The organism is Sinorhizobium garamanticum, assembly GCF_029892065.1.
Lineage (GTDB): Bacteria > Pseudomonadota > Alphaproteobacteria > Rhizobiales > Rhizobiaceae > Sinorhizobium > Sinorhizobium garamanticum.
In genome coordinates, this window is record NZ_CP120373.1 from 1699101 (window position 1) to 1724016 (window position 24916).

General features: G+C 56.9%; 24 protein-coding genes. 18 read left to right on the forward strand and 6 right to left on the reverse strand.

Going from position 1 to position 24916, the window contains the following annotated elements; all coding sequences use genetic code 11:
• The first annotated feature begins 544 nt into the window (after nt 1–544).
• From PZN02_RS07870 to PZN02_RS07890, 5 genes are all read left to right on the forward strand, one after another.
• Nucleotides 545–2086, forward strand: coding sequence for a type I restriction-modification system subunit M (locus PZN02_RS07870; protein WP_280661021.1), 1542 nt, complete (start codon nt 545–547; stop codon nt 2084–2086).
• Nucleotides 2083–3276 (forward strand): restriction endonuclease subunit S, encoded by a 1194-nt coding sequence (locus tag PZN02_RS07875; protein ID WP_280661022.1) that lies wholly within the window; start codon nt 2083–2085, stop codon nt 3274–3276. Before PZN02_RS07870 ends, PZN02_RS07875 begins: the two co-directional genes overlap by 4 nt.
• A 1-nt stretch (nt 3277) precedes the next feature.
• On the forward strand, nt 3278–4444 hold the full coding sequence (locus PZN02_RS07880; protein ID WP_280661023.1) for an AAA family ATPase: 1167 nt from the start codon (nt 3278–3280) through the stop codon (nt 4442–4444).
• The gene (locus PZN02_RS07885) at nt 4437–7538 is read left to right on the forward strand and encodes an HsdR family type I site-specific deoxyribonuclease (protein ID WP_280661024.1); all 3102 of its coding nucleotides are present in this window, start codon (nt 4437–4439) and stop codon (nt 7536–7538) included. The genes PZN02_RS07880 and PZN02_RS07885 overlap by 8 nt, the downstream gene beginning before the upstream one ends.
• A gap of 834 nt (nt 7539–8372) precedes the next feature.
• Nucleotides 8373–8870, forward strand: a complete 498-nt coding sequence (locus PZN02_RS07890; protein WP_280661025.1) for a cupin domain-containing protein — start codon at nt 8373–8375, stop codon at nt 8868–8870.
• Nucleotides 8871–9053: 183 nt separating this feature from the next.
• Here PZN02_RS07890 and PZN02_RS07895 read toward each other — a convergent pair whose 3' ends face one another.
• Nucleotides 9054–9854, reverse strand: a complete 801-nt coding sequence (locus PZN02_RS07895; RefSeq protein WP_280661026.1) for an alpha/beta hydrolase — start codon at nt 9852–9854, stop codon at nt 9054–9056.
• A gap of 126 nt (nt 9855–9980) precedes the next feature.
• Between PZN02_RS07895 and PZN02_RS07900 the strand changes: the two genes are divergently transcribed.
• Nucleotides 9981–10223 (forward strand): hypothetical protein, encoded by a 243-nt coding sequence (locus PZN02_RS07900; protein WP_280661027.1) that lies wholly within the window; start codon nt 9981–9983, stop codon nt 10221–10223.
• 71 nt (nt 10224–10294) lie between these two features.
• Here PZN02_RS07900 and PZN02_RS07905 read toward each other — a convergent pair whose 3' ends face one another.
• Nucleotides 10295–10549 carry a hypothetical protein gene (locus tag PZN02_RS07905; RefSeq protein WP_280661028.1) on the reverse strand — a complete coding sequence of 85 codons (255 nt, stop codon included), beginning with the start codon at nt 10547–10549 and terminating at the stop codon, nt 10295–10297.
• Between the two features lie 213 nt (nt 10550–10762).
• Here PZN02_RS07905 and PZN02_RS07910 point away from each other — a divergent pair, with 213 nt between their 5' ends.
• The 3 genes from PZN02_RS07910 (at nt 10763) to PZN02_RS07920 (ending at nt 12121) form a co-directional block, all read left to right on the forward strand.
• On the forward strand, nt 10763–11014 hold the full coding sequence (locus PZN02_RS07910; RefSeq protein ID WP_280661029.1) for a DUF1127 domain-containing protein: 252 nt from the start codon (nt 10763–10765) through the stop codon (nt 11012–11014).
• Between the two features lie 10 nt (nt 11015–11024).
• Nucleotides 11025–11855, forward strand: a complete 831-nt coding sequence (locus PZN02_RS07915) for a helix-turn-helix domain-containing protein (protein WP_280661030.1) — start codon at nt 11025–11027, stop codon at nt 11853–11855.
• Nucleotides 11856–11962: 107 nt separating this feature from the next.
• Nucleotides 11963–12121, forward strand: coding sequence for a hypothetical protein (locus tag PZN02_RS07920; RefSeq protein WP_280661031.1), 159 nt, complete (start codon nt 11963–11965; stop codon nt 12119–12121).
• A gap of 76 nt (nt 12122–12197) precedes the next feature.
• Here the strand turns inward: PZN02_RS07920 and PZN02_RS07925 are convergent, their stop codons facing one another.
• Nucleotides 12198–14759 carry a GcvT family protein gene (locus tag PZN02_RS07925; protein WP_280661032.1) on the reverse strand — a complete coding sequence of 854 codons (2562 nt, stop codon included), beginning with the start codon at nt 14757–14759 and terminating at the stop codon, nt 12198–12200.
• 81 nt (nt 14760–14840) lie between these two features.
• Between PZN02_RS07925 and PZN02_RS07930 the strand changes: the two genes are divergently transcribed.
• Nucleotides 14841–15053, forward strand: coding sequence for a hypothetical protein (locus tag PZN02_RS07930; protein ID WP_280661033.1), 213 nt, complete (start codon nt 14841–14843; stop codon nt 15051–15053).
• Between the two features lie 86 nt (nt 15054–15139).
• On the opposite strand, the gene PZN02_RS07935 is transcribed toward PZN02_RS07930, so the two are convergent.
• The 3 genes from PZN02_RS07935 to PZN02_RS07945 form a co-directional block, all read right to left on the reverse strand.
• Nucleotides 15140–15814: a methyltransferase family protein gene (locus tag PZN02_RS07935; protein WP_280661034.1), complete on the reverse strand. Its 675-nt coding sequence runs from the start codon at nt 15812–15814 to the stop codon at nt 15140–15142.
• Nucleotides 15811–16596, reverse strand: a complete 786-nt coding sequence (locus PZN02_RS07940) for a sterol desaturase family protein (protein WP_280661035.1) — start codon at nt 16594–16596, stop codon at nt 15811–15813. The genes PZN02_RS07935 and PZN02_RS07940 overlap by 4 nt, the downstream gene beginning before the upstream one ends.
• Nucleotides 16597–16912: 316 nt before the next feature.
• The gene (locus tag PZN02_RS07945; protein ID WP_280661036.1) at nt 16913–17434 is read right to left on the reverse strand and encodes a prepilin peptidase; all 522 of its coding nucleotides are present in this window, start codon (nt 17432–17434) and stop codon (nt 16913–16915) included.
• Nucleotides 17435–17753: 319 nt separating this feature from the next.
• Here PZN02_RS07945 and PZN02_RS07950 point away from each other — a divergent pair, with 319 nt between their 5' ends.
• The 8 genes from PZN02_RS07950 to PZN02_RS07985 all read left to right on the forward strand — a co-directional run bounded on the left by PZN02_RS07950 (nt 17754) and on the right by PZN02_RS07985 (nt 24883).
• Nucleotides 17754–17960, forward strand: a complete 207-nt coding sequence (locus PZN02_RS07950; protein WP_280661037.1) for a hypothetical protein — start codon at nt 17754–17756, stop codon at nt 17958–17960.
• 90 nt (nt 17961–18050) lie between these two features.
• The gene (cpaB, locus tag PZN02_RS07955) at nt 18051–19049 is read left to right on the forward strand and encodes a Flp pilus assembly protein CpaB (protein ID WP_280661038.1); all 999 of its coding nucleotides are present in this window, start codon (nt 18051–18053) and stop codon (nt 19047–19049) included.
• A 63-nt stretch (nt 19050–19112) separates the two neighbouring features.
• On the forward strand, nt 19113–20603 hold the full coding sequence (locus tag PZN02_RS07960; RefSeq protein WP_280661039.1) for a type II and III secretion system protein family protein: 1491 nt from the start codon (nt 19113–19115) through the stop codon (nt 20601–20603).
• On the forward strand, nt 20569–20925 hold the full coding sequence (locus tag PZN02_RS07965; RefSeq protein ID WP_425336288.1) for a pilus assembly protein: 357 nt from the start codon (nt 20569–20571) through the stop codon (nt 20923–20925). Before PZN02_RS07960 ends, PZN02_RS07965 begins: the two co-directional genes overlap by 35 nt.
• A gap of 90 nt (nt 20926–21015) precedes the next feature.
• Complete coding sequence (locus PZN02_RS07970; RefSeq protein WP_425336276.1) at nt 21016–22620, forward strand: TadE/TadG family type IV pilus assembly protein; 1605 nt, start codon at nt 21016–21018, stop codon at nt 22618–22620.
• The gene (locus PZN02_RS07975) at nt 22617–23099 is read left to right on the forward strand and encodes a TadE/TadG family type IV pilus assembly protein (RefSeq protein ID WP_280661041.1); all 483 of its coding nucleotides are present in this window, start codon (nt 22617–22619) and stop codon (nt 23097–23099) included. The genes PZN02_RS07970 and PZN02_RS07975 overlap by 4 nt, the downstream gene beginning before the upstream one ends.
• A complete protein-coding gene (locus PZN02_RS07980) occupies nt 23093–23713 on the forward strand; it encodes a TadE/TadG family type IV pilus assembly protein (protein WP_280661042.1) in 621 nt (206 codons plus the stop codon). The genes PZN02_RS07975 and PZN02_RS07980 overlap by 7 nt, the downstream gene beginning before the upstream one ends.
• Before the next feature lie 27 nt (nt 23714–23740).
• Nucleotides 23741–24883, forward strand: a complete 1143-nt coding sequence (locus tag PZN02_RS07985; RefSeq protein ID WP_280661043.1) for a pilus assembly protein — start codon at nt 23741–23743, stop codon at nt 24881–24883.
• Nucleotides 24884–24916: the final 33 nt, after the last annotated feature.

The following is a 24916-nucleotide window of genomic DNA, read 5'->3' on the forward strand; positions in this document are numbered from 1 at the left end:
AAGTCTCAATCGGTAGCTTCTGGGCCAAGGCAGTAATGGCTTGATACCGTTCTGTTCCCTCGCTCTTCGTCTGGTGCTCCTGGGTACCATTCCGCAAACGGCGTTCCATCCGATCCCTACGCCTTCCCCCCATTACTCCTGATCACGACGTTTGCGTGGGAATCGGAAAACTCAGCATCCGAGGGAGTTCTGTGCCCGATGGCCACCATTCCGGTGAGTTGTGACTTCGGTCGATCTGATGCCACCACGGATTGAGGAGGCTACGCGCGCATTCCAATCTCATTCGGCGAAGGGTGCTATTTCGGCAGATTAAGTCGCCCGTGGCAAAACCATCGAGGCTGGAATTGGGCCGCTCCGGAGTTGAGGTTTAGACAGCCGGTGTTCTAACAGCCGAGCATTTGAAACCTACAGACGAAACGGCTTATAGACTAGGCTCAGGGAGCGAATCGGCAAGTTTCAAAGTCGGCGGGTTGTGGCGATTTTCATAAAGAGGGGATCGAGCGCGGAACCAGCTGGCAAAAGCGGAAGCAAGAAGGAATAGAGCATGACAAGCGCTGAACAACGCGCCGAGCTACAACGCCGAATCTGGCAGATCGCCAATGATGTGCGAGGCGCGGTTGATGGCTGGGACTTCAAGCAATACGTGCTTGGCACCCTGTTCTACCGCTTTATCAGCGAAAATTTTGCGAGCTACATCGAAGCCGATGACGACAGCATCAATTATGCGGAATTGCCCGATGGCGTTATTACGCCAGAAATCAAAGATGATGCGATCAAAACCAAAGGGTATTTCATCTATCCTGGCCAGCTATTTGCCAATGTCGCAAAGAAAGCCAACACCAACGAGAGCCTGAATACCGACCTGGCAAAAATCTTCGGGGACATCGAAGCATCAGCCAACGGCTATCCATCTGAAGCTGACATCAAGGGTCTGTTTGCCGACTTTGATACAACCAGCAACCGCCTTGGCAACACGGTGAAAGATAAGAATGCCCGTTTGGCCGCTGTAATCAAAGGCGTGGCAGAGCTGAATTTCGGCGATTTTAACGGCAGCCAGATCGACCTTTTCGGTGATGCCTACGAATTCCTTATCTCCAATTACGCCGCCACTGCTGGGAAGTCCGGCGGGGAGTTTTTTACACCGCAACATGTGTCGAAGTTGATTGCGAAGCTTGCCATGCACAAGCAAACCAGCGTCAACAAGATTTATGATCCGGCGTGTGGTTCAGGGTCCCTGCTGTTGCAGGCCAAAAAGCACTTTGACGCACATATCGTGGAGGAGGGTTTTTTCGGTCAGGAGATCAACCATACGACCTATAACCTCGCCCGCATGAACATGTTTTTGCATAACATCAACTACGACAAGTTCAATATCGGGTTGGGCAATACGCTGATCGAACCGCATTTTGGTGATGACAAGCCGTTTGATGCCATCGTTTCCAACCCGCCTTATTCGGTGAAATGGGTAGGCTCCGATGACCCGACACTGATCAACGACGATCGCTATGCCCCTGCGGGTGTACTTGCACCAAAATCCAAAGCGGATTTCGCTTTCGTACTGCACACGCTTAGCTACCTCTCCAGCAAGGGTCGCGCTGCCATTGTTTGCTTTCCAGGTATTTTCTACCGTAGCGGTGCTGAACAGAAAATTCGGCAATATCTGGTGGATAACAACTTCGTGGAAACCGTGATTTCATTGGCTCCCAACCTATTTTTTGGCACCACCATTGCCGTGAATATTCTGGTCCTTTCCAAACACAAGACCGATACCAACACGCAATTTATCGACGCGAGCGGCCTATTTAAAAGAGGGGCCAACAACAATTTTCTGACCGATAAACATATCGAAGAAATCATGCAGGTCTTCGATAGCAAGGCGAATTTTGAGCATTTTGCCAAATCCATTCCCATTGAGGCCATCGCTGCGAACGATTACAACCTTTCGGTCAGCTCCTATGTAGAATCCAAAAACAACCGAGAAGTGGTGGATATCGCCGAGCTGAATACCGAATTGAAAACGACGGTTACTAGAATTGACCAGTTGCGGGCGGAGATTGAGGCCATCGTTGCGGAGATTGAAGCATGAGCAAGCTGGGTTATTTGGAAAAGCTTCTGGATGGAGCTGGGGTGGAGTGGAAGCCTTTAGAGAAGGTAGGGACGTTTCAAAGAGGCAAGAGGTTTGTAAGAAGCGATATGGGTTCGGTCGGAATCCCGTGCATTCATTACGGCGACATTTACACCCGTTACGGCGTTTGGATAAAAGAAGCTAAAGCATTTCTAAATGAAAACTTAGCCTCGAAGTTGAGAGCCGCAAATCCCGGCGATGTTGTCATTGTTGCTGCGGGTGAGACCATAGAAGATATTGGTAACGGCACGGCGTGGCTGGGTACCGATGACGTAGTAATTCACGATGCCTGTTTCTCGTTTAAAAGCCAACTGAACCCGAAATATGTCTCATATTTCTTGAGAACGGAAATATTTAAGGAACAAATTAAAAGTAAAATCTCTAGTGGAAAGATATCCTCAATAAACGCGAGAGGCTTGGGTCAAGCTAATATCCCCATCCCATGCCCAAAAAGCCCGGAAAAATCGCTGGCGATTCAGGCGGAGATTGTGCGCATTTTAGACGCATTTACCGAGCTTACCGCAGAGCTTACAGCAGAGCTTACCGCCCGCAAAAAACAATATAACCATTATCGTGACCAACTACTCACGTTTGATGACCGTGAAGTGGAATGGAGGGTTTTGGGGGATTTATGTAGCATTAGTGTAGGGCAATCGCCGGAGATTGATGAAATAGGCGAGTATCCGTTCGTCAATGCAGGAACAACGCCATCAGGTTATCTTTCTGCCTACAATACGGACGCAGACACAATTACAACTCCTTCCCGGGGACAGGGCGGAATTGGATATGTGGGCTATCAAAAAACGCGATTTTGGTGTGGTCCGCTATGCTACAGAATTCGCAGTGCAAGTAAAAATTTTAGTACACGGTTTTTATACTATGTCATGGCCAGTCGCATGGAGGACATAGTAGGGCTAGCGAATATGGCAGGAGTTCCCGCGCTGAACAAAAAAGATTTGGTCGGATTTCCAGTGCCTCTACCATCCATTGAAGAACAGGCCCGCATCGTCGCCATCCTCGATAAATTCGATGCCCTTACCAACTCGTCTCAGGAAGGCTTGCCGCGTGAAATTGCGCTGCGCCATAAGCAATATAAATATTACCGCGACTTGCTGCTGAGCTTCCGCAAGTCTGAAGGGATGGTTGCGTAAGATGAGCAAGACGCTGAAGGAGGTCGCTGAAGAGCTCAAGCGCACCAACAAAACGGTGCAGTTAATCTATGCCTTTAATGGAACGGGCAAGACCCGTCTCTCGCGGGAATTCAAAAACCTTGTTGCGCCCAAAAATGGCGATGCTGGCGGTGATGAAGCGGAAGCAAAATTGTCGCGCACTAAAATCCTCTATTATAACGCTTTCACGGAAGACCTGTTTTATTGGGATAACGACTTGACGCTGGATGCCGAGCCTAAGCTAAAAATTCAGCCCAATACCTTTACCGACTGGATTTTGAGAGATCAGGGGCAAGACCAATACGTCATCAGCAATTTTCAGCGCTACGCCGATAACAGGCTGACCCCGCATTTTAGTGAGGATTTCAGTGAAGTCACATTTTCTATTGAGCGCGGGACGGATGAGCGTTCAGGGAATTTAAAAATCTCAAAGGGTGAAGAAAGCAATTTCATCTGGAGCATTTTTTACACGCTTCTGGACCAGGTGATTACCATTCTCAATGTCTCCGAGGTGAGTGAGCGCGAGACAGATCAGTTTAACCGGCTGGAATATGTATTTATTGATGACCCTGTCAGCTCGCTGGATGAGAACCATCTGATCGAGCTGGCGGTCAATTTGGCGCGTCTGATTAAGTCTAACCAATCGGGCTTGAAGTTTATCATCACCACGCACAACCCGCTTTTCTATAACGTGCTTTTCAATGAGCTGGCGAGCGATGAAAAAACATTAAACTACAAGTCGAAATTCTTCGGTAAGTATAGGCTAGATAAAATAGAGGACGGCACGTTTCATCTGGAGGAACAGAGTAACGATTCCCCATTTTCATATCATCTGTTCTTGATGAATGAGCTGCTCAGCGCCACGAGCAGCGGTCAAATCAGAAAATATCATTTCAATTTCTTGAGAAATATACTGGAGAAAACCTCCACATTCCTCGGTTATAAAAAATGGGGCGATCTTTTGCCAAAAACCAATGACGGAACGTCAGCCCCCTACATGTCTAGGATAATAAATATCTCCAGCCACTCAAAGCATGCGGGAGAAGAGGTCGCTGACCTTACCGAAGATGACAAGCGTGTCTTAGGCTATTTGGTCAATGAATTGATTAGGGATTATCGTTTCCAGCGACCGGAGGGGCAAAATGGTTGAACAGACCATACCTATCGCGGAATCAAACCGCTTCATCGTTTTGGATAGATATGCCAAGGAATGGGGGGCGTACGATGGTTACCAGAGCGAAGGTGATCTGGAACGTGAGCTTGTTCAGGACCTAGTTAATCAGGGCTATGAATTCGTGGCCAAGCTCAACACCGCTGAAGCCATGCTGGCCAATGTTCGTCTGCAGCTGCAAACCTTGAACGACGTGCAATTTGCTGACAGCGAATGGCTGCGGTTTGTGGAGAGCTACCTGGACAGGCCCAGCGATAGCATCGTTGATAAAACGCGTAAAATTCACGATGATTATATTCATGACTTCGTTTTTGATGATGGCCATATCCAGAATATCTTTCTGCTTGATAAAAAGAACATTGCCCGCAACAAAGTGCAAGTGATCAAGCAATTTGAACAAACCGGCACGCACGCCAATCGCTACGACGTTACCATCTTGGTCAACGGCTTGCCGCTGGTGCAGATTGAGCTGAAAAAGCGCGGCGTCTCCATTCGCGAAGCCTTCAATCAGATACACCGTTACAGCAAAGAGAGCTTTAACAGCAACAGTTCTCTTTTTAGATATGTGCAGCTATTTGTCATTTCCAATGGTACGGATAGCCGTTACTTCGCTAACACCACGCAGCGCAACAAAAACAGCTTTGACTTCACCATGAACTGGGCAAAGTCTGATAACGGTCTGATTAGAGACTTAAAAGACTTTACGGCGACGTTTTTCCAAAAAAACACTTTGCTGAACGTGCTGCTACATTATTCGGTTTTCGATGTGAGCGACACTTTGTTGGTGATGAGGCCTTACCAGATTGCCGCCACCGAGCGAATTCTATGGAAAATTAAGAGTTCATTTGAAGCCAAAAACTGGAGCAAACCGGAAAGCGGGGGATATATCTGGCACACTACCGGTTCTGGCAAAACACTAACCAGCTTTAAGGCGGCGCGTCTGGCGACTGAACTTGATTTCATCGACAAGGTGTTTTTTGTCGTGGACAGAAAAGACCTCGATTATCAGACAATGAAGGAATACCAGCGCTTCTCGCCGGACAGTGTTAATGGCTCCGACAGCACTGCCGGACTCAAGCGTAATCTGGAAAAAGACGACAATAAGATCATCGTCACCACGATCCAGAAGCTCAATAACCTGATGAAGAGCGAAGGCGATCTGCCCATTTACCACAAGCAGGTGGTCTTCATTTTTGATGAATGCCACCGCAGCCAATTTGGTGAAGCGCAGAAGAATTTGAAGAGGAAGTTTAAGCGCTTCTATCAGTTTGGTTTTACCGGCACGCCGATCTTCCCTCAGAACGCTTCGGGCGCAGAAACCACTGCAAGTGTGTTTGGCCGCGAGCTACATTCCTATGTCATCACAGATGCCATTCGTGATGAAAAGGTGCTGAAATTCAAGGTGGACTACAACGATGTTCGCCCCCAGTTCAAAGCCATCGAAACCGAGCAAGATGAGAAAAAGCTCAATGCAGCGGAAAACAAAAGAGCCCTGTTGCACCCGGAGCGAATCCGCGAAATTTCTCAATATATTCTGAATAACTTTCGCCAGAAGACTCACCGCCTGCAAGGGGGAAACAAAGGCTTTAATGCCATGTTCGCCGTGAGCGGCGTGGAAGCCGCGAAGCAGTATTATGAGACCCTGAACAAGCTTCAGGCGAATAGCGGGAAGCCGCTTAGAATCGCGACTATATTTTCCTATGCTGCCAATGAAGAGCAGGACGCTGTTGGTGACATTCAGGATGAAAGTTTTGATGTATCGGCCATGAATAGCAGCGCCAAGGAGTTTTTAAGCGCCGCTATCGCTGACTATAATACGTTTTTTAGGACCAACTTCAGCGTGGATGGTAACGGTTTCCAAAACTACTACCGCGATCTGGCGCAGCGCGTTAAATCCAAAGAAGTCGATTTGCTGATTGTGGTCGGCATGTTTCTGACCGGCTTCGATGCTCCTACACTCAATACGCTGTTCGTGGATAAAAACCTGCGCTATCACGGCTTGATTCAAGCCTATTCGCGTACCAATCGCATTTTCGATGCGACTAAAACCTTTGGTAATATTGTCACGTTCCGTGATTTGGAGGAGGCAACTGTCAACGCCATTACCCTGTTTGGTGATACGAACACCAAAAACGTGGTGCTCGAAAAAAGCTATCAGGAATATATGGAGGGCTTCACTGATGTCGTGACCGGTGAGGCACGGCGCGGTTTTGTAGATGTGGTAACCGAGCTGGAGCTGCGCTTCCCCAATCCTGATGAAATCATTAAAGAAAGCGACAAAAAGGCCTTTGCCAAACTCTTTGGCGAATATTTGCGCGTGGAAAACGTGCTGCAAAACTACGATGAATTTGCAAGCTTGAAAGCCCTGCAGAGCGTAGACACGAGTAACCCGGAGGCAGTTGAAGCTTTCAAAGCCGAGCACCATTTGAGCGATGATGATATCGCTGTGCTAAAGGCGATTAGAGTGCCGGCAGAGCGCAAAATTCAAGACTATCGATCAATTTACAACGACATCCGAGATTGGTTACGTAGAGAGAAAGCAGCCAACGAGGCAGACAAGTCCACCGTTGATTGGGATGATGTTGTGTTTGAGGTGGACCTGCTAAAGTCCCAAGAGATCAATCTCGACTACATTCTGGAGCAGATTTTTGAAAACAATAAAAAGGTGAAAGACAAAGCCGCACTTGTTGACGATGTGCGACGCATGATCAGAGCCAGCCTCGGCAATCGCGCAAAAGAAAGCCTGTTGGTCGATTTTATCAATCAAACTGATCTGGATAAGATCGGCGACAAGGCCAGCGTGATTGATGCCTTTTTCACTTTCGCCCAAGCCGAGCAACAGCGTGAGGCTGAAGACTTGATTAGCGCTGAAGGCCTGAATGTCGAAGCTGCAAAGCGCTACATAACGAATTCGATCAAGCGTGAATTCGCCAGTGATAATGGCACTGAACTGAACGCTATTCTGCCAAAAATGAGCCCGCTAAATCCGCAGTACCTGACCAAAAAACAGACCGTTTTCCAAAAGATCGTGCTGTTCGTCGAGAAGTTCAAAGGTGTTGGAGGACAAATTTAAAGATTGAGTGAGCCGGTTCGATGATTTAGGTATTGCCTACAAACACAAACCGGCCATGGTGTGGATCACTTATAATGAGCCGATGCCCGGAAAAGTCGTTGCGGCTGAAGGAAATTATTTCCGCGTCAGGTCGCATCTGTCTTATGTCTACAAGTCTCTGTGTGCTCAGGCCCCCGCAACCAAATTCACGCACAATATCAAAAGGCTCCGAGGAAACTCGGAGCCTTTTTGCGTTCTGAGGCCAGCCCGGCCGAAGCCGCCGCTCAAGCTGCAACCACGCCGGCGCGCCCCGATGAGCCGATCGTCCGCCGCTCCAGATACGCGTGCCGCTTCCCAGCGGGGCAGCGGCTTCCCCAGGACATCGTCGGCCCCGTCGCCGCCTGAACGCCCGCCATCCGCCATGGACTTGCGGGCACGCTGGTGCCCGGAGCCCGGCGATGGCTTGGGTCTAGTAAGCGCCAGATTTGTCGGTGCGAAAGCGGCGCTTGCCGGCTTCGTTCCCGGATTTCCGGGTTGGTCCGGTCACTCGGAGATTCCTCTGTACTCATTTCAGCGTCGATTCCATTCGCAATAAGCTGGCGACCTGAGACCGTAGCTTCGCTATATTGAGGCCGACGACGAGGAACTCCTGAGGCGCATCCGATTGCTGCCAACTGGTTTCCGAACGCGAGATCATGCTGCAGCAGGTTTGCGATCGAGGACCGAGTCGTGGAGGCTGACCGCACCAAGGGTGGCGGACCGGCTGGCTCCGGCCGATGCGGATTTGCTCAATAACTCAGGTATTGTGCCGCCGTCAGAGGGCGGCGCTCCAATGCCACGAGACGGAGACACAGAATGTCGGACAACCATCATCATGACCGCGACGACGAAGGGGACCGGTGGAAGCATAACGGCGTTCGCGTCATCAAGGGCGACCAACTTGATGACAACACGCCCCAGACGCCTGGCATGTACCGGCAGGCGGCCATCAACCATGCCCGTGTCGGTGCTCAGAAGATCTGGGCGGGCACCGTGGCCATCGAACCGAATGCCAAGACCGGCGTGCATCACCATGGTCCGCTTGAAAGCGTGATATTCGTTCTTCGCGGCAAGGCGCGCATGCGTTGGGGCGACAGGCTCGAATATGTGGCGGAGGCAGGCCCAGGCGACTTCATCTACGTGCCGCCCTATGTTCCGCACCAGGAAATCAATGCGGATCCCGACCACGTGCTCGAATGTGTCCTGGTTCGATCCGACAACGAGGCCGTGGTGGTCAACATCACTGATGTCGATCCGGTGGAAAAGCCGGAGGAAGTCTATTGGGTCGATCCGATCCACAAGCGTCCGGGTTGATCGCTTCCGAACGGACCTGAAGGATGCCCTATTCTCCGAACGGTTGGACCAGTGGCCCGAGCCGCTACTGCATGTTTCCTTAAATCGTATCCGATTTAAGGATAAAACGTGCAGCAGTTCAAAGTGTTACAGCGTCCTTTGCGCGTCTGATAAGACGCGCGGCGCTGTAGTGGCGCAAGAGCGTCATTCCAGCGCCTCCACAAAGCGGATGATGTCACCGACCATGCGGGTGTCCCATATGTCGTTGTGGCCAGAGCCGTCGTAGATCAGCATCTGCTTGGGCTCGGAAGCAATGTCAAAGAGAGCCTCGCCCGAGGACAGCGGGATGATGGCGTCGCGCCGACCGTGGATAAACAGCTTCGGTTGTCTCACCTCTGCTATTCTTAAATCCGAACGGAAGGGATCCTTGAGAAGAAGGCTGACCGGAAAAAATGGGTATTGCGCCTGAGCGAGTGACAGGACCGACAGATAGGCCGAAACCAGAACGACGGCGGAAGCCGGTCTTTGCCAGGCCGTATTCACGGCGACGCCGCTTCCCAGCGACTGACCGATCACAACGATCTTGCCTTCCGTGCGTCCCGAGAGCCAGTCGTAGGCGGCAAGGCCGTCGGTCAGCAGTCCGACCTCGCTCGGGGTGCCGGTTGATCCGGGATAGCCGCGATAGGAGATTGCGAGCAGGCCGATGCCCCGCGACTCCAGCGCCTGGGCGAGGAAGTCATAGTTGCCGATCCGGTCGGCATTGCCGAGAAAGAACAGCATCGACGCCTTGTCGGGTTTGCCTCGGCTGTAGGTCCCGTGAAGCGTCTCTCCGTCGGGCGTCCTGATAGAAACGCTTTCTCCCCAACTCGCCTGCTCCGGGCCCGGTGTCCAGCTTGCACCGGGATAGAGGATGGTGCGCTGTGACACATATATGATGCCGAGCAGCGACATATAGGCGAAAGCCGCCATCAGGGATAACATCAGCAGGAGTTTTGTGGCGGTCACGACAACATCCACCCGCGGCTCGATTAAACATATATCGTACCGGGAAGCTGTCCACAGCGCGGCGCGTCTCATCAGCCGCGCAAGGAGGCCGATGGACAGTCGGCGCAGGGCAACGGCGAGCACGCCATGCAAGTTCACGTCGAGACTTATATGGAAGAAGGCGCCGAGAAGCTTCGACGGTTCTGCCTCAACGGCAGGCAGATCGAAGTGACCGAAAACATCGATCAGTGGCATGGTGCCGACTACCGATATTTCAAGGTCAAGGGCAGCGACGGCAACGTCTACATTCTCCATCGGGACGATATTTCGACGGAGTGGGCGCTGACGATGTACCAGCGCTCGCATTCACGGGGAGGCAGCGACCCGTGACTACAGCGGATCGGGACGCCTCCCGGAAAGGCCAAGCCCGACCGGTTCCCTTAATCTTCAGCGTCCGAATTTCAGGTCATTTTCCGAACGACCCAGAGCGACCGGCCCGCATGAGCGATTCCAGGCACGAGTCGAAGGCGCGGATTATCCTTGAGTCGCTCAGCCTCGGTCATGTCGAGAAGCAGGACCTCATCATCGGTCTCGTTTGCATTCGGAGTAATCCAGCAGCGCTTGTCCTCGCAACAAAGCCCGGCTTCCGGATTTTCCTGGAGGTACTCAATCGCATATTCAGCGTCCACTTTTCTCGGTCCAGGGTCGACGTTCATTTGCTCTCTCCTCCGTCCGATCGCTTGGCAACCGTGCTTGATTATGCGCCTCTGCGTGGCTTTGAGCACTCAAGAAGCAACCGCCGTCTGCTTACCACTCCAGCAGCCGAACACTCCGCCCGCAATCTGTGCTGATCACTAAATAATCTGACAGCGCCAGGCGCGGCGGTGCGTCAGATTCTTCTCACGAAGACGATGAGAGGAGATCACTCGATGTTGGACAGCACCTCGCTTTACGAGAATCAAGCCCACGTCGCGCCAAAACTCATTCCACCGCAGCCGAGGGTTCCTGCCTTTGCTGCGCTCGAAGGGCGGGGCCTAGCCTTCCGGCTGCTCGCTCGGCTTGCCCGGTGGATGGATACGCGGCGCGGACGCTTGGACCTGCTTCAGCTTTCCGACTATCAGTTGAAGGATATTGGCCTGTCCCGCGGGGCTGCCTATAACGACTTCTACAAACGCGATTAGCAGGACCGCCATGTCCCAGTTTTCGTGCCAGACGATTCTCGCGACGTCGACCGTCACGTTTCGCGACGTGGTCTGCGACGGATCATGCCGCGGCAAGAGCGCGCAGGAATGCGCGCATTCGACAAGCCTGGTCTATCCCTATCGCGGCGTCTTCATGCGGCATGTCGGTAAGAGCGATACCGTAGCTGAGTCCAACCAGGTGATTTTCTTCAATCACGGCGAAGAATACCGCATCAGCCATCCGATCGCGGGCGGCGATGCTTGTCTCGATGTGAAAGTCAGCGACGAAATCCTTGCCGAGCTCGCGTCGCCGCAGCAGTTGCGTTCTGGCGCAAGCGTCTCATTCAGGCGCCAGCGCCGGAGAATCGATGCGCGCGCTCAGGCGCTCGTCGCATTGTTGCGCCATAGCCTTGGTCGCGGCATTGCCGAGACGCTGGAAGCCGAGACCCTCACGCTGACGCTCATCAGGCGCTCCCTCGGCGAACGAACTTCGCATGGAGCGGCCGGCACCTATGGCGGCGAAAAACTGGTCGATCGGGCAAAACTGGTGCTCTCGGCCGACACTGGGCGGCGCTGGACGCTGGGCGAGGTCGCGAAAGAGGTCGGCGTCTCGCCGGTCTATCTGACCCAGGTCTTCCAGCAGGTCGAGGCCATGCCGCTTTACCGTTATCATCTGCGCCTGCGATTGGCGCGGGCCCTCGACTTGCTCGGCTCGCATCGTGACCTGACTGCGCTCGGTCTCGAGCTCGGTTTTTCAAGCCACAGCCATTTCAGCTCCGCCTTTAAACAGGCCTATGGCCGCACGCCGGCTGAATTCCAACGCACGCTTCGTCTTCGTTGAAGCGCGTTACTTTCAAGCGAATTCGCTAAAAAATCTGACAGCGCGAAGGAAGCAGGCATGGTCTTCTTGCGGGCGTCGAAGCAACGACGAAAGAGGAGGCGAACACCATGAACCCGAAAACCTGTGCAGCCTGCGATTGCGAGCTTGATCAACAGAGCATCAAGGTCAAGCTCGGCGGCAAGGCGGTGGAAGTCTGCTGCGAGGAATGCGCCACGGCACTTGGCGAAGCCGAAGCGGCGAGAACGTCAGCCAAGGCCGAGAAATAAAAAAGAGCCTGCTCAGTCTTGAGCAGGCTCGCTTGTCGTCATTGCGCCGACAATTGCCTGACGCTGTAGCCTCAGGTCAGGTCCGGGGCTTCAGGTTCTCCGGGTCGTAGAGCGGCTTGTAGCCGACACCGGCGACTTCGACCGGATAGGTCTCGCCGAAGTATTCCACGTTGAGCTTGCGGCCCACCTGGCAATAGGACCAGGGAAGATAGGCCAGCGCAATGTTCTTGCCGATCGTCGGACCGTAGGCGATCGAGGTTGTGAACGACCGGCGGCCGAGTTCGTCGACGAGCGTTTCGCCGGTCTCCGGATCCATGACCGGCAGGATGCCGACCGGATAGCGGGCGACACCCTTGGAGTCGACATTATCAGTCATGACCAGCGTGCAGAGCATCGCCGGCTGATGCGGGCGGGCGCGATGTTCGAGATGCTTGGCCTTGCCGCGGAAATCCGCCTCCTTGACCTTCGGGCGGGCAAGGTCGGCTTCCAAAAGGTTGTACTCGGTGAGGAGATCGGCGTTCTGCAGGCGCAGGCTCTTCTCCATGCGGCGGCTGTTGGCATAGGTTTCGACGCCGAAGGCCATCACGCCGGTTGCCCGGAGCGCGTCCCAGACCGCGAGCGCATCGCCATAGGCCATGTGCAGTTCCCAGCCCTGTTCGCCGACATAGGAGATCCGGAAGGCGGTCACGTCCTTGCCGGCAATGCGGATCGGCTTGATCGCGGCGAAGGGGAAGTTCTCCGGCGCCAGACCCTCAGGTTTCTCGACGACCTTCTGCAGTGTCGTGCGTGCGTTCGGCCCCCAAAGGCCGATCGTCACGTATTTCTCGGTGACGTCGGTGACCGTCACGTCAAAACCCTTGTCCTCGGCGATCCGGCGCACATAGTGGAAGTCGCGCGGGCCGGCGTCGGCGCCGTCGATGACGCGGCAGCGGTCGGCCATGCGGATGACGGTGAGGTCGGCGCGCACCATGCCCTCGTCGTCGAGGAAGTGGGTGTAGATGCCCTTGCCGATATTGGCGTCGCCGCCGATCTTGGCCGCGCAGATCCACTCCATCAGCTCGACATGGTCAGGGCCTTCCACATCGAACATGTAGAAGTGCGACAGGTTCACCATGCCGCAATCCTCGCTCATGGCGAGATGCTCGGCATTGGAAACGCGCCAGAAATGGCGGTTGTCCCACTCGTTCTCGCGCACCGGAACGCGGTCGCCGTATTTCTCGAGCAGGTGTTCGTTGGCAGCGTAGCCGTGGGCGCGCTCCCAGCCGCCGAGCTCCATGAAGTAGCCACCGAGTTCCTTCTCGCGCTGCCAGAAGGGCGAGCGGCGCACGTCGCGGCCGGTGTCATAGGGTTCGCGCGGATGGACGGCCGGATTGTAGATCTTCCGCGCGGCCTCGCCGCAGCGGCCTTCGATGAACGTCTCCTCAAGCATGTGCGGGTAGAAGCGCGAATAATCGATCTTGTTGTGGTCGATCGAGGTGCGTCCGTCGGTCATCCAGTCGGCGACGAGCTTGCCGAAGCCTGGGCCATCCTTCACCCAGATGGCGACGCAGTACCACAGGCCCCGGACCTTCTGGCTTTCGCCGACGGAAGGCCCGCCATCCGTCGTTACCTGCAGCAGGCCGTTGAAGGAGTGGCTTTCATTGTAGCCGAGCTCGCCGAGGATCGGGGTCAGTTCCATCGCCCGCTCCAGCGGCTCCAGGATCTGTTCCATTTCCAGGTCGCGCTGCGAAGGCGAAAGGCGGGCTTCATGCTTTTCGAGAAGCTCGCGCGGATGGCAGAGCCGCGGGTTCGTCTCCTCGTAATAGCCCCACTCGATCTGGCCGCCTTCGGCAGTCTTGGGGTCGCCGGTATCACGCATATAGGCGGAGTTGCCCTGGTCGCGCAGAAGCGGCCAGCCGATTTCCTTGCCGGTGCCCTCGAATTCGTTGTAGGGGCCGAAGAAGGTGAGCGGATGGTCGACCGGCATAACCGGCAGGTCCTCCCCCACCATTTCCGCGATCAGCCGGCCCCAGAGACCGGCGCAAACGATGACGTAATCGGCTTCGATCGTGCCGCGGTGGGTGACCACGCCCTTGATGCGGCCGTCCTTGACGATGAGCGACTGCGCGGGTGTGTTGGCGAATGCCTGGAGCTTACCGGCGGTGACAGCCTGGTCGACGAGCTTGCCCGCAACCGTCTGCGAGCGAGGGATGACGAGGCCGGCGTCCGGATCCCAGAGCCCGCCCTGCACCATGCTTTCCTCGATCAGCGGGAACTTCTCCTTGATCTCCGCCGGCTCGATCAGTCGCGCGCGGGTGCCGAAGGCCTTGCCGGAGGCCACTTTGCGCTTGATCTCGTCCATGCGGCCGTCGTCGCCGACGCGGGCGACCTCGAGGCCGCCGATGCGGGCGTAGTGGCCCATCTTCTCGTAGAAATCGACCGAGTAGAGCGTCGTCCAACAGGACAGAAAGTCGTGGCTGGTCGCGTAGCAGAAGTCGGAGGCATGCGCCGTCGAGCCGATGTCGGTCGGGATGCCGGATTTGTCGATGCCGACGATGTCATCCCATCCACGCTCGATCAGGTGATGCGCGATCGACGCGCCAACGATGCCCCCGAGCCCAATGATTACGACCTTCGCCTTTTGCGGAAACTCTGCCATGAGTGCGACCCTAGTTAGTTTGGAAGCCGGATATTAGGGCTTGCAGCGTCACGACTACAGCCTGTCTACGACAAAATCATCATGCTGCACGACCAGATCGATGCGGGCCACGAAATGGCGCTGCACGAATATCGGGTCGGGCATGTCACTGATATCGTGACGAAAACGCCGGAGAGAAGCGAAAAGAATTCCGACTCGCAAGAAAAATCCGGAAACGTTCGAATGCGCCACCAAACGCGACGTCTGCTTTGGTGGTTGTTGCCTCTGGCCGATCCTTCCCTTGCGAGGAGATAGCTGGCAGGCCGGGGGATCAATGCTGCTGCCCCGAACGTATTTTGTTAATAAGTTTCCATACCGCCGAAGGCCAGATCAGTGACTTCTCATCTTCCGACCCTCGCCACGGGAGTCAACGGCCTTGGAATGAACATAGGAACGCTGCTGGCGTATCTGGCGTATTCGGGGAAGCTGCGGCGCAAGACGCGCTCCTCGTTGAACATTCGCCTGAACTGAAATGCGAAGTGGACGACACCGACCAGCAACGCAGCCAGCGACCAGTTCGCGATCAGGAACCCAACGGTGCTAATTGCCTCCGCAGCGTATAGTGGGTGGCGGACGATCGCATAAGGCCCGTTGGTAACGAGATTGCGAGCCGTCGCCATTACCGAGAACGAACGCCCTAGCCAGAACAGACAGTAGATCGACAGTGCCGTGCCGATGAGGATCAGGACAGTCGACACGATCAACGCCGCCGATCCGACTGTTCCCCTTGGCAGCACTACGAGGACCATCACCCCAAACGTCCCCGCGAGCGCGCTCAGTCGGGGCTCTATTCCCTCCGCGCTCTGCCGTGGCGGCAGACGGATCACCGTTAGGCCGACAACCAAGCACAGGAATAGCAAGCCCAACAATCGCGAAGAAAGGGCGAGCGGCCACAATTCCACGCTTTCGCGAAGCCGAATGATCGAGATGATTGAGGCGATCTGCTGCAGCGTCAGGAAAAGGAAAACAAGTATGAGGGAAAGCTTGCCAATAATATCTTCAAGCCTGCTGATCATGTGCGCGCGTCTCCCGGTTCTTCTGACAGCTCACCCGCGGGTACTCGGCCGGCAAGCTGCTTGAGCGGATAGGCGAGTTGCTGGTGGTAGAGCGGCGGCACCGGTTCATCGGTGCCGTAGACCCTCGGCATCCGCTCAGGCATGTACAGAGTGCCCGCCAGGGCATCGATGAAGGGCAGTTGGCCGGCGAAGTTTTTGTCGTAAGCCTGTCGTTCGTTGGCATGGTGCCAGTGATGGAATTGTGGAGAGGCTAGCACCCATTTGAGAGGACCGAACCTGATCCGCGTGTTGGAATGGATCAGAAGCGATTGCCCCTGATAAACCAAAGCATAGACCGCGATCGCCGTGCCGGAGAAGCCAAGGGCATAAACCGGAAGCAGAGAGGCGGTCATGGTGACGATCTGGTCAACCGGATGAACACGATGGGCGGCCAGCCAATCCATTTCTTCAATGCTGTGATGGATAGCGTGAAACTTCCAGAGGAAGGGCACGGCATGGAAGACGCGGTGTGCAAGGTAAAAACCCGTATCGGCGACAAGGATGACCTCGACCGCCTGCAGCCATATCGGCTGGGCTTGCACAACACCGGTCAGGCCTTCCGGGACCACGAAACGGATGGCGATCATCAGCAGGCCAACCAGGACGAGGACACCGAGCTTGATCAGGATGCCGTTGAAGAAGAGATAGATCGCGTCATTCAGCCAGTGCTTTCGCAGCACTTTTTGGTCAGCATCAAGTGGAAGAAGCCGCTCGAGCGGAATGAAGATCATGGCGATGATCAAGATCGCCTTGAGGTCTAAGAGTTCAAGCATGGCGCCTCACGAGATACTAGATTACGCCAACGGCCGCCTCGATGCCGATCACAGCTTCGGTCATATCCGGGGGGCGCTGCAGAATTCATGATCACCCCCGACGCTCTACAACGGAGAGGTCGTAGGGTCTCACGTCCAAAGTTGCAGTCAAGGATTAAGGATACAGCCCAAAAGTGGTAGGAAGGTCGACTTGGATCGTTGCGGCGAGCGGCGCGCAACATCCTCTCGAGGCCGGCTTGGAGGTATCTGGCTCTGCTCATGACCACGAAAGCCCCACGCCTGCGCCTCACGCCACGTCCGGCCGCAACGCCATCACGGCAAGTGTGGCCGCGACCATGATGACGCCGTAGGGGATCTTGCGGGTGGTGCGGATTTCCTCAAGCCGCGTCACCACGGAAAAGTGGGCGAGTTGCAGCGGCATCGGCAATTTGAGAATCACGAGAGTCACGATGCCGCCGATCAAAAGGAAGACCGCGAAGGGCAGCATGCCTAGCCAGCCAACGAAGAGGCCGATCGGCAGGAAAAGCTTGGCGTCGCCGGCGCCGAAGAGGCCGAAGAGCCAGAGGGCGAAGCCCAGCGCAAAGAGCAGGAGACCGGCGCCGACATCGCCGCCGATCCCGGCGAAGGAAAAGAGCGCTGCACCGATATCGTCGGCCGTCAGCAGCGCCACTGCGGCGTTGACGGCATAAAGGCCGACAAGGGCGAGAACGGTGGCATTCGGGATTTTCCAGCTGCGGAAGTCGCTCCAGGCGGCATAGAGGAAAAGCAATACTGAGAGAGCAGTAAAAATGCTGACTGTTTGTGTCATCTTTTGCTTTTCTCCTTCGGCTTTACGCGATGTCACCAATAAAAGCGATTGACCCGCAGTTCTTCTAAGTCTTTCGGATTAGAAAATATCAAGAAATATTTCCGTGTGTCGCATTGCGGCAGACGAGTCGCGAAATATTCCAACCGCTTGCCGGTTTCGATTTTAACCATAAAATAGAGATGCCGAAACTGCCTACATTTAAGCAGTTGACGATATAATAATTAAGAGATTATTAATCATGGCAGTCGGAGAGGTGGTCTCGATGACAGGCGGGCCGGGGGAAATTGCGGTACGCCAAATATTTTGGAGGTAATTCTCGATGAAAGCTTTTGTGTCTAAAGTATCCGCTTTCGCGCGGGAAGAAGATGGCGTAGCGCTGTCGGAATATCTGATTCTTTTGGGTCTGCTCGTGGGCGGGGTCATTACTGCTGTGACGACTGCCGGCACCAACCTGGACACGGCATGGGATAACTGGGGCAGTTTCTTCCTCACGCTGGATGACAAGGCGCCAACGGCCACGCCGTAAAATGACCCGGGAGAGGGGTTTTTGTTAACTCCTCTCCCTTATTTTAGTAATTGTCGAAAAGTATATTCGATTACGTATGGAGTATCGGCGATGCGCTCCTCGACGATCGTTAGTCTCGCTGTTGCTGTTTTACTTGCCTTTGCCGCGGTTTTTGCGACCAGAACCTATCTGACCGACCAGCAGGCGCGGCTTGCGGCAGCCAACGCGCCGAAATCCGAACAGAGAACGCTCGTGGTCGCAGCCAAGCCCATGCGCTTCGGGGACCGCGTGCGACCCGAAAACCTCAAGACCATTCCCTGGCCCTCTGAGCAGCGACCCGATGGCTCGTTTCAGACACTCGAGATGGTCGTCGGGAATGATGACGCTCCGCGCTATGCGATGGAGGCGATCGATCCGGGCGAGCCCGTGCTTGCCTCGAAGATTACCGGAGCAGGCGAGCGCGCCACTCTGTCGGCGGCGCTCGACCAGGGCATGAAGGCGGTTTCGATCCGCGTCAACGACGTCCTCGGCGTTGCCGGCTTCGTGAGGCCGTCCGACCGCGTCGACGTGCTTCTAACCCGGGTCATCCGCGCTCAGAACGGCAGCGAGCAGACCTATGTCGATGTGCTGCTGCAGGGTGTGAAGGTGCTCGCGGTGGACCAGACAGCGGATGAGCGCAAGGACGAACCATCCGTCGTCAAGACGGTCACTTTCGAGGTGACGACCGACGAGGCGCAGCGCCTGACGCTCGGCTCCACAATCGGCACCTTGTCGCTCGCACTGCGCAATATCGCTTCCTCCAATGTCGAACAGACCCGTCCGATCACTGTTGCCGATCTCGGCGGCGGCTTGATTTCGACCGAACTCACCAACAATACTGACGACGGGCGATTCGAGACGATCGAGAAGCTCGTGCGCAAGGTTGGCGACGAGTTGGGGAGCCGGATCGACTCCGTCGAAGGCAAGATGAAGCAGCCTGTTCGCGAGAAACAGGTGCAGATTGTCGAGCGCAAGGTCGAGCCGGTCTTGCCGGTGGAGCCAAAGTGGGCGACCGTGGGTGTCTGGAACACGACCAAACGTGAGGAGCACCGGGTGGGACTGATCCAGTGATATCAAATGCGGCCTGCCGCTGGGGTGGCGGGCCGGACTGCGAGGAGAGGGGCTGAGGCAGGAATGTTGAGGGGAAGCATGAAGGGGGCGGCGAGAGCCAGGTCCCTCGCGGCACTGGTCGCGGCAATTTCGGCCTGTGGCCTTCTCGGACCCGGTTCGGCCGGGCAGGCGGATGCCCAGGAAAAGTTCATCAACCTCGGCGGATCCGTCCAGCAGGTCACGCTGCCGCCGAACGACACGATGACGATCAGGACCGGCAAGCCATTCGGCGATCTGGTCATCGGCAGCGCCGAACTTATCGATGTCGTACCGCTCTCCGACCGGTCGCTGTTCATCCGTGGCAAGCAGATCGGCGCCACCAATATCTCGGTCTATGATGACGACAAAAACCTTCTCGGCGTCATCGACATCCGCGTCGCCAGCGATTTCAGCGAAGCGGCGGCGGCCATTCGTTCCGCCGCACCCTCCGCGCAAGTCCGGGTATTCAATTCCAACGATCGCATCCGGCTGACGGGTGTGGTGCGCGACGCGGTCGAGTTGCAACGGGTGATCGAGATTGCCCAATCCTATTCCGCACAGCCGGTGCTGAACCAGTTGCGCGTCGCCGATTCCCAGCAGGTGATGCTGGAGGTGCGGGTGATCGAGGCCTCGCGCCAGACCGGCCGCGACCTCGGTATCGGCTGGTCCGGCCACGGCCGGAACGGCATCGGCAAGGCAACACACAGCCAGGGTATCAGCGTCGATGACGACGGCAATCTCGTCCGCACCCTCGAAGACGCTGCGGGCGCGGCGACGGGCATGCAGCCCTTCGGGCAGCTGATCGCCAAGGTGCTGGAGATTGCCGGCGGTCGGATCGACATCGTCATCAATGCGCTGGAGCAGAAGGGCTTGGTGCGCCGGCTGGCGCAGCCGAACCTGATCGCCATGAGCGGCGAGACCGCGAGCTTCCATGCCGGCGGCGAGGTGCCGATCCAGACGACGGTCGCCAACGGTGCCACGGTCGCGACCGAAACCGACTACCGGCCGTTCGGCGTCAGGCTCACCTTCACGCCGGTGGTGCTCGACAACGGGCTCATCAGTCTCAGGATCGAGCCGGAAGTCTCGGAGCTCGACACCTCGATCAACGTCAACGGCAATCCCGGCTTCATCTCGCGCGCGGCGAAGACCACGGTGGCGCTGCGCGACGGCCAGAGCTTCGCCATGGCCGGGTTGCTGCAGTCGATCAATGCCAAGGACGTGCAACAATTGCCGTGGGTGTCGCAGGTTCCGGTGATCGGCGCGCTGTTCCGCTCGACGAGCTTCCTGAAGCGGGAGTCCGATCTCGTCATCATCGTCACGCCGCACATCGTGCGGCCGTCCGCACCCGGCGAGGACCTCTACACTCCGCTCGACCAGACGCGCTCGTCGAACGACGTCGAGCTTTTCGCCCTCGGGCTGCTCGAGGTCGACAAGGACATGCTGCGCCGCTTCAAGAATGGCGAAGGCGTCAAGGGGCCCTATGGCCACCGTCTCGATCTCGATGTGGGAGGCCAAGTTGCTGTTGCGAAAAAATAAACGCGCACTGCTGGTCATCGCTGCCGCGAGCCTCGTTTCCGGCTGTGCCGACTACCTGAACCACAGGGATTCGATCACCTTCGGACTTGGAAACGCGGTGGAGGCGAACAAGGGCATCCACACGCAGGAGCCTTTCCCGCGGGTGGCGCACAACACGCGCATTCACAGTGACGGCAAGGTGATCAACCGGGTCATCCGCACCTATCAGGGTGGCGGGCAGGGCGGCGCCGCGCCGACGCCCACGGCCGTGATCCTGCCGGGGGCCACGTTGCCTCCTGGCACGGGTGGCGGTAACGGCGGCGGCAACGGCGGGGGATACTGACGGTGGCCGCAAGAGAGAGTGAACGGCGGGGGCGCCGGAAGGGAATGTAACAGAACAGCACGGCGGAGGAACCGCCGCGATCCGAGGGGCATGCCAATGTTGCGTAAAGCTATCAAGGGCTTCTGGGACGATCATCGTGGCTACGTCATTGCCCTGACGCTGATTTCCATGCCACTCCTGCTCGGCTTCTCGCTGCTCGTCATCGATGTCGGGCGCACCGGCAATCTCCACACCGATCTCCAGAACGCCGTCGACGCTATGGCGCTTGCCGGCGCCCGCGAGCTCGACGGCCGCGACGACGCGATCACCCGAGCCGATGCGGCGATCGAAGCACTCGCCAACAGCGCTGCCTTCGGCGGCGGCGGCACCGGCATGTCGCTCGGCTCGCACATCACCGTGACCTACGATGCGGGCAATGATGCCGGAAGCACGGTTACCGTCACATATCTCAAGGAAATTCCCGCGAGCGACGACGATCCGATCACCGCAGCCATGGCGGCGACGACAGCGAGCGAGGCATCCTACGCCCGGGTTGTCGCAAAGGACCAGGCGCTGACGACGATTTTCCCGCTTCCCGTCGGTTTCAATCGCGACACGGTCAATGTTTCGGCCGAAGCGGTGGCCGTCTACCGGGCAAGCGCCTGCGACGTGACGCCGATCTATATCTGCAATCCGTTCGAGCCGCCTGGCAACACCAGCGCTGCCGCAAACGAACAGGCGACCGAGGCGCTGCACACGAATTTCGCGACCGGTAATCTTTATGGGCGGCAGATCGAACTCCACAGCACGTCCTCGTCCGCGCCAGGACCCGGAAATTTCGGATTTCTGGCGACCTACGGCAATGGCGCGAACGTGCTGGCTGAAGCGCTGGCTACGGGTTCGCCGGGCGTTTGCTACAAGCAGCACGCGCTGGAAACGAAGACCGGTGCGATGGCCGGACCGGTCGAGGCGGGGCTCAATACGCGCTTCGGCTTGTATTCGGGGTCATTCGGGAGCGCGCATGACGACGGCCGCTACAGGCCGGCACGCAACGTGCGCTCCGCACAGGCGCAAACGGGCGGCGCCAACAAGATCTGTGGCGAGTACAATCCGGTCATGGCCGGAAGCACCGTCGGCAACGTCAGCCAGGCGGTGCCGCTCGGCTACGGAGCGTCCATGACCCCGCTTGCCGGCGGCAAGGTCAGCAGCGGCAACGACTGGCAGTACGGGACCTATTGGAACGTGGCCCAGGGGACGGCCGCTCCCTCGGTCGGGACGATCCTGAGCAACCATTCCAGCTACCCGTCGCCCACTGGCTCGCCATCGCAGCCATCGGCCTATGACGTGTATCGTTACGAGCTCAACAATCCCACTCTCATCAACCACGCCTCGGCAAATGGCGAGAAGGGCGCGCCTTTGACAGGCGGTCAATGCTACACCGGGCCGGACCTTTCAAACTATACGAGTGGTGACTATGGCGATCGCCGCGAGATTTTCGCCGCCATCGTCAACTGCGGTTACGAAAATGCCGTCGGCCACCTCAACGGCCACAAGGAGACGCAGGCCATCGCCTTCGCCCGCATGTTCCTGACCAAGCCCGCGATCCAGGATGGCAACGAGCGCTATCTGTCGCTCGAAATGATCGACATCACCGGCAAGGGCGGTCGCGGCACCCTCGACGAGTTCCTGCGTGAAGAGGCGGAGCTGGTCCGATGATCGCGCTTAGGGCTTTCATTCTTCGCCGGTTCCGTTTCTCCTTCTGGTCGAGGGACGAGGGGGCGGTGCTGGCCGAGGCGCTTATCGCGATTCCGTTCGTGACGTTCTTTGCGGCCGGTATTCTCGAGTTCGGCAATATCTTCTGGGAGCGCATGCAGATCGACGCCGGTCTGCGCGATGCTGGGCGCTATCTCTCGCGCTGCCGGCCGACGTCTCCGACCTACACGTCGACCTGCTCGCAGGCGACTGCGAAACTCATCGCCTTCTACGGCACGCAAAGCCCGGGGGCGGACGCGGCGCTGCGTGTGCCCGGCTGGGGCCCAAATCTTGCCGACATCACGGTCAATGCGGTCGGCGCCGACGGGACGTTTACCATAGAGACGGCGCATCTCTACGAAGCGTCTCTATTCTTTGGCTGGCTCGGCATCGATGCGATCACCATCAACGCCTCGCACGAAGAGAGGTATATGGGATGGTGAATTCTCGATCACGTATACCTTTCCAGCAGGACGAAAGCGGCATTGCGCTTTCCGAGGCGCTGATCACCTTTCCCATCGTACTCCTGGTGTTCGCGACCTTCGTCGAGTTCGGCTACGCCATGTCGCAATGGAACCAGACGGTGAAGGCGCTGCAATACGGCGCGAGACTGGCTGCCGTTTCCGATCCTCTGACCAGCGACTTCGACGCAGTGTTTCCGGCGGAGGCAGCAGATCCGCTGAACAACGGCACGGCGACGCCCAACAATGCGGCGATCTCCTCCACTTGCGGGCCGGCTCTCGCAAACTGCAGCGCCGAATTGACCCGGATCGTCACTGGCAGCGACGGCGACTGCGCGGCCGGCGACCCGCGCCCTGGCATCTGCGATCTCAACTGGCGCATCCAGCCGGAGAATCTGGTGGTCACCTATCAGCGCTCGGGTCTCGGCTATTGGGGCCGGCCCGAGGGCGCGGTGCTGACGATGCGTATGGAGGTTCGCAACATCACCTTCGACCTGCCCGTGCTCGGCGTCCTGCTCGGGCTCGACGACATTACCGTTCCCGCCCATCCGGTGACGATTACGACGGAAGACCTGAAGACGTGCTCAACCTGCTGAACCCTTAATAATGCGTGGGAAAGCGAGATGACAGCTCATATGAACTTCGCAACATCCACCAAGATCCTTGTCCTTTCCGACGATGCGGCGGCGGCGAGCTTCATGCTCGACACGTTCGGTTCGCTGTCGCGTTACGAGGTGCGCCATATGGCGCTGAAGGCGCTGGGTGACGCCGCGCGGTTCGATCCGACGCAGTTCAATCTGATCGTGCTTGATGTCGACAACGGCGAAATGCTGAATAGTCCGGAGCTCTTTGCCTTCCGCGGACGCCATCGCGACATTCCGCTGGTCGTCGTCTCGGAAGACCTGGCGGACGAGATGCTGCGGCTGCTCTTCCGCCTGAACGGCAACGACTGGCTCAAAAAACCGCTGGAGCGCCGCTCGCTGATCGACATGATCTCGACGCATGCGCCGGGAACCGGGGCGTCCGACAGCCGGGTTCACGCGGTCGTCTCCGCGGTCGGCGGCGCGGGCGCCAGCGTCATTTCTTCGTCGCTTGCCCATGCGCTTGCGCAGCCCACGAAAAACGGCGCGCCGCGTGTCGATCTGTTCGACATGGATTTTTCCTCCGGGTCGCTCGGCTACTATCTCAACCTTGTCAGCGATTACGATCTGATGCCTGTCATCACCAATCCGTCGCGCGTCGATCTCGAATTCATCGACCTGGTGCGCAAGCGTCACTCGGGCGGCTTTTCCCTGCTGTCTTTCAAGCAGCCGTCGGTGCTGCTCGCAGCGAAAGGCGCCGAGCTGGTGTTGCGCATGCTGGACGTCGCTGCCTTCGAGAGCGATCACACCGTCATCGACATGCCGCATTATGAGACGCCGTGGAAAGCCGACGTGCTTTCGTCGGTCAACAGCGTCTACATCGTGACCGAAATGACGATCCCGGCGCTTCACCAGGCCAAGGATCTCTTCCTCAACGTGGTGCGGTTGCGCGGAAATGCGGACTCGATCTTTGTCGTCATCAACAAATACCGCAGCAAGCTCTTCAGTCTTGGCGTGCGTCGGCAGCAGGTGGACAAAGTCTTCAAGGACACACGCGCGCATATCGTTGCCTATGACTGGGACACCCTGAGCGAAGCGTTGAACCGCGGCGTGCTGCCCTTCGAGGTGAACGCACGCTCCGGCTTCTGCAAGGCCGTCAACAAGCTCGGAGCGCTTGTCCGATGATCGTACGCGTTCGGGTGAGCAGCGAAGAAACGC

What these genes read in the sequence shown, in the direction of transcription:
- PZN02_RS07870 (WP_280661021.1), top strand. Translation starts at nt 545, where the DNA reads ATGACAAGCGCTGAACAACGCGCCGAGCTACAACGCCGAATCTGGCAG.
- PZN02_RS07875 (WP_280661022.1), top strand. Translation starts at nt 2,083, where the DNA reads ATGAGCAAGCTGGGTTATTTGGAAAAGCTTCTGGATGGAGCTGGGGTG.
- PZN02_RS07880 (WP_280661023.1), top strand. Translation starts at nt 3,278, where the DNA reads ATGAGCAAGACGCTGAAGGAGGTCGCTGAAGAGCTCAAGCGCACCAAC.
- PZN02_RS07885 (WP_280661024.1), top strand. Translation starts at nt 4,437, where the DNA reads ATGGTTGAACAGACCATACCTATCGCGGAATCAAACCGCTTCATCGTT.
- PZN02_RS07890 (WP_280661025.1), top strand. Translation starts at nt 8,373, where the DNA reads ATGTCGGACAACCATCATCATGACCGCGACGACGAAGGGGACCGGTGG.
- PZN02_RS07900 (WP_280661027.1), top strand. Translation starts at nt 9,981, where the DNA reads ATGCAAGTTCACGTCGAGACTTATATGGAAGAAGGCGCCGAGAAGCTT.
- PZN02_RS07905 (WP_280661028.1), bottom strand. Translation starts at nt 10,549, where the DNA reads ATGAACGTCGACCCTGGACCGAGAAAAGTGGACGCTGAATATGCGATT.
- PZN02_RS07910 (WP_280661029.1), top strand. Translation starts at nt 10,763, where the DNA reads ATGTTGGACAGCACCTCGCTTTACGAGAATCAAGCCCACGTCGCGCCA.
- PZN02_RS07915 (WP_280661030.1), top strand. Translation starts at nt 11,025, where the DNA reads ATGTCCCAGTTTTCGTGCCAGACGATTCTCGCGACGTCGACCGTCACG.
- PZN02_RS07920 (WP_280661031.1), top strand. Translation starts at nt 11,963, where the DNA reads ATGAACCCGAAAACCTGTGCAGCCTGCGATTGCGAGCTTGATCAACAG.
- PZN02_RS07925 (WP_280661032.1), bottom strand. Translation starts at nt 14,759, where the DNA reads ATGGCAGAGTTTCCGCAAAAGGCGAAGGTCGTAATCATTGGGCTCGGG.
- PZN02_RS07930 (WP_280661033.1), top strand. Translation starts at nt 14,841, where the DNA reads ATGCTGCACGACCAGATCGATGCGGGCCACGAAATGGCGCTGCACGAA.
- PZN02_RS07935 (WP_280661034.1), bottom strand. Translation starts at nt 15,814, where the DNA reads ATGATCAGCAGGCTTGAAGATATTATTGGCAAGCTTTCCCTCATACTT.
- PZN02_RS07945 (WP_280661036.1), bottom strand. Translation starts at nt 17,434, where the DNA reads ATGACACAAACAGTCAGCATTTTTACTGCTCTCTCAGTATTGCTTTTC.
- PZN02_RS07950 (WP_280661037.1), top strand. Translation starts at nt 17,754, where the DNA reads ATGAAAGCTTTTGTGTCTAAAGTATCCGCTTTCGCGCGGGAAGAAGAT.
- cpaB (WP_280661038.1), top strand. Translation starts at nt 18,051, where the DNA reads ATGCGCTCCTCGACGATCGTTAGTCTCGCTGTTGCTGTTTTACTTGCC.
- PZN02_RS07960 (WP_280661039.1), top strand. Translation starts at nt 19,113, where the DNA reads ATGTTGAGGGGAAGCATGAAGGGGGCGGCGAGAGCCAGGTCCCTCGCG.
- PZN02_RS07965 (WP_425336288.1), top strand. Translation starts at nt 20,569, where the DNA reads ATGTGGGAGGCCAAGTTGCTGTTGCGAAAAAATAAACGCGCACTGCTG.
- PZN02_RS07970 (WP_425336276.1), top strand. Translation starts at nt 21,016, where the DNA reads ATGCCAATGTTGCGTAAAGCTATCAAGGGCTTCTGGGACGATCATCGT.
- PZN02_RS07975 (WP_280661041.1), top strand. Translation starts at nt 22,617, where the DNA reads ATGATCGCGCTTAGGGCTTTCATTCTTCGCCGGTTCCGTTTCTCCTTC.
- PZN02_RS07980 (WP_280661042.1), top strand. Translation starts at nt 23,093, where the DNA reads ATGGTGAATTCTCGATCACGTATACCTTTCCAGCAGGACGAAAGCGGC.
- PZN02_RS07985 (WP_280661043.1), top strand. Translation starts at nt 23,741, where the DNA reads ATGACAGCTCATATGAACTTCGCAACATCCACCAAGATCCTTGTCCTT.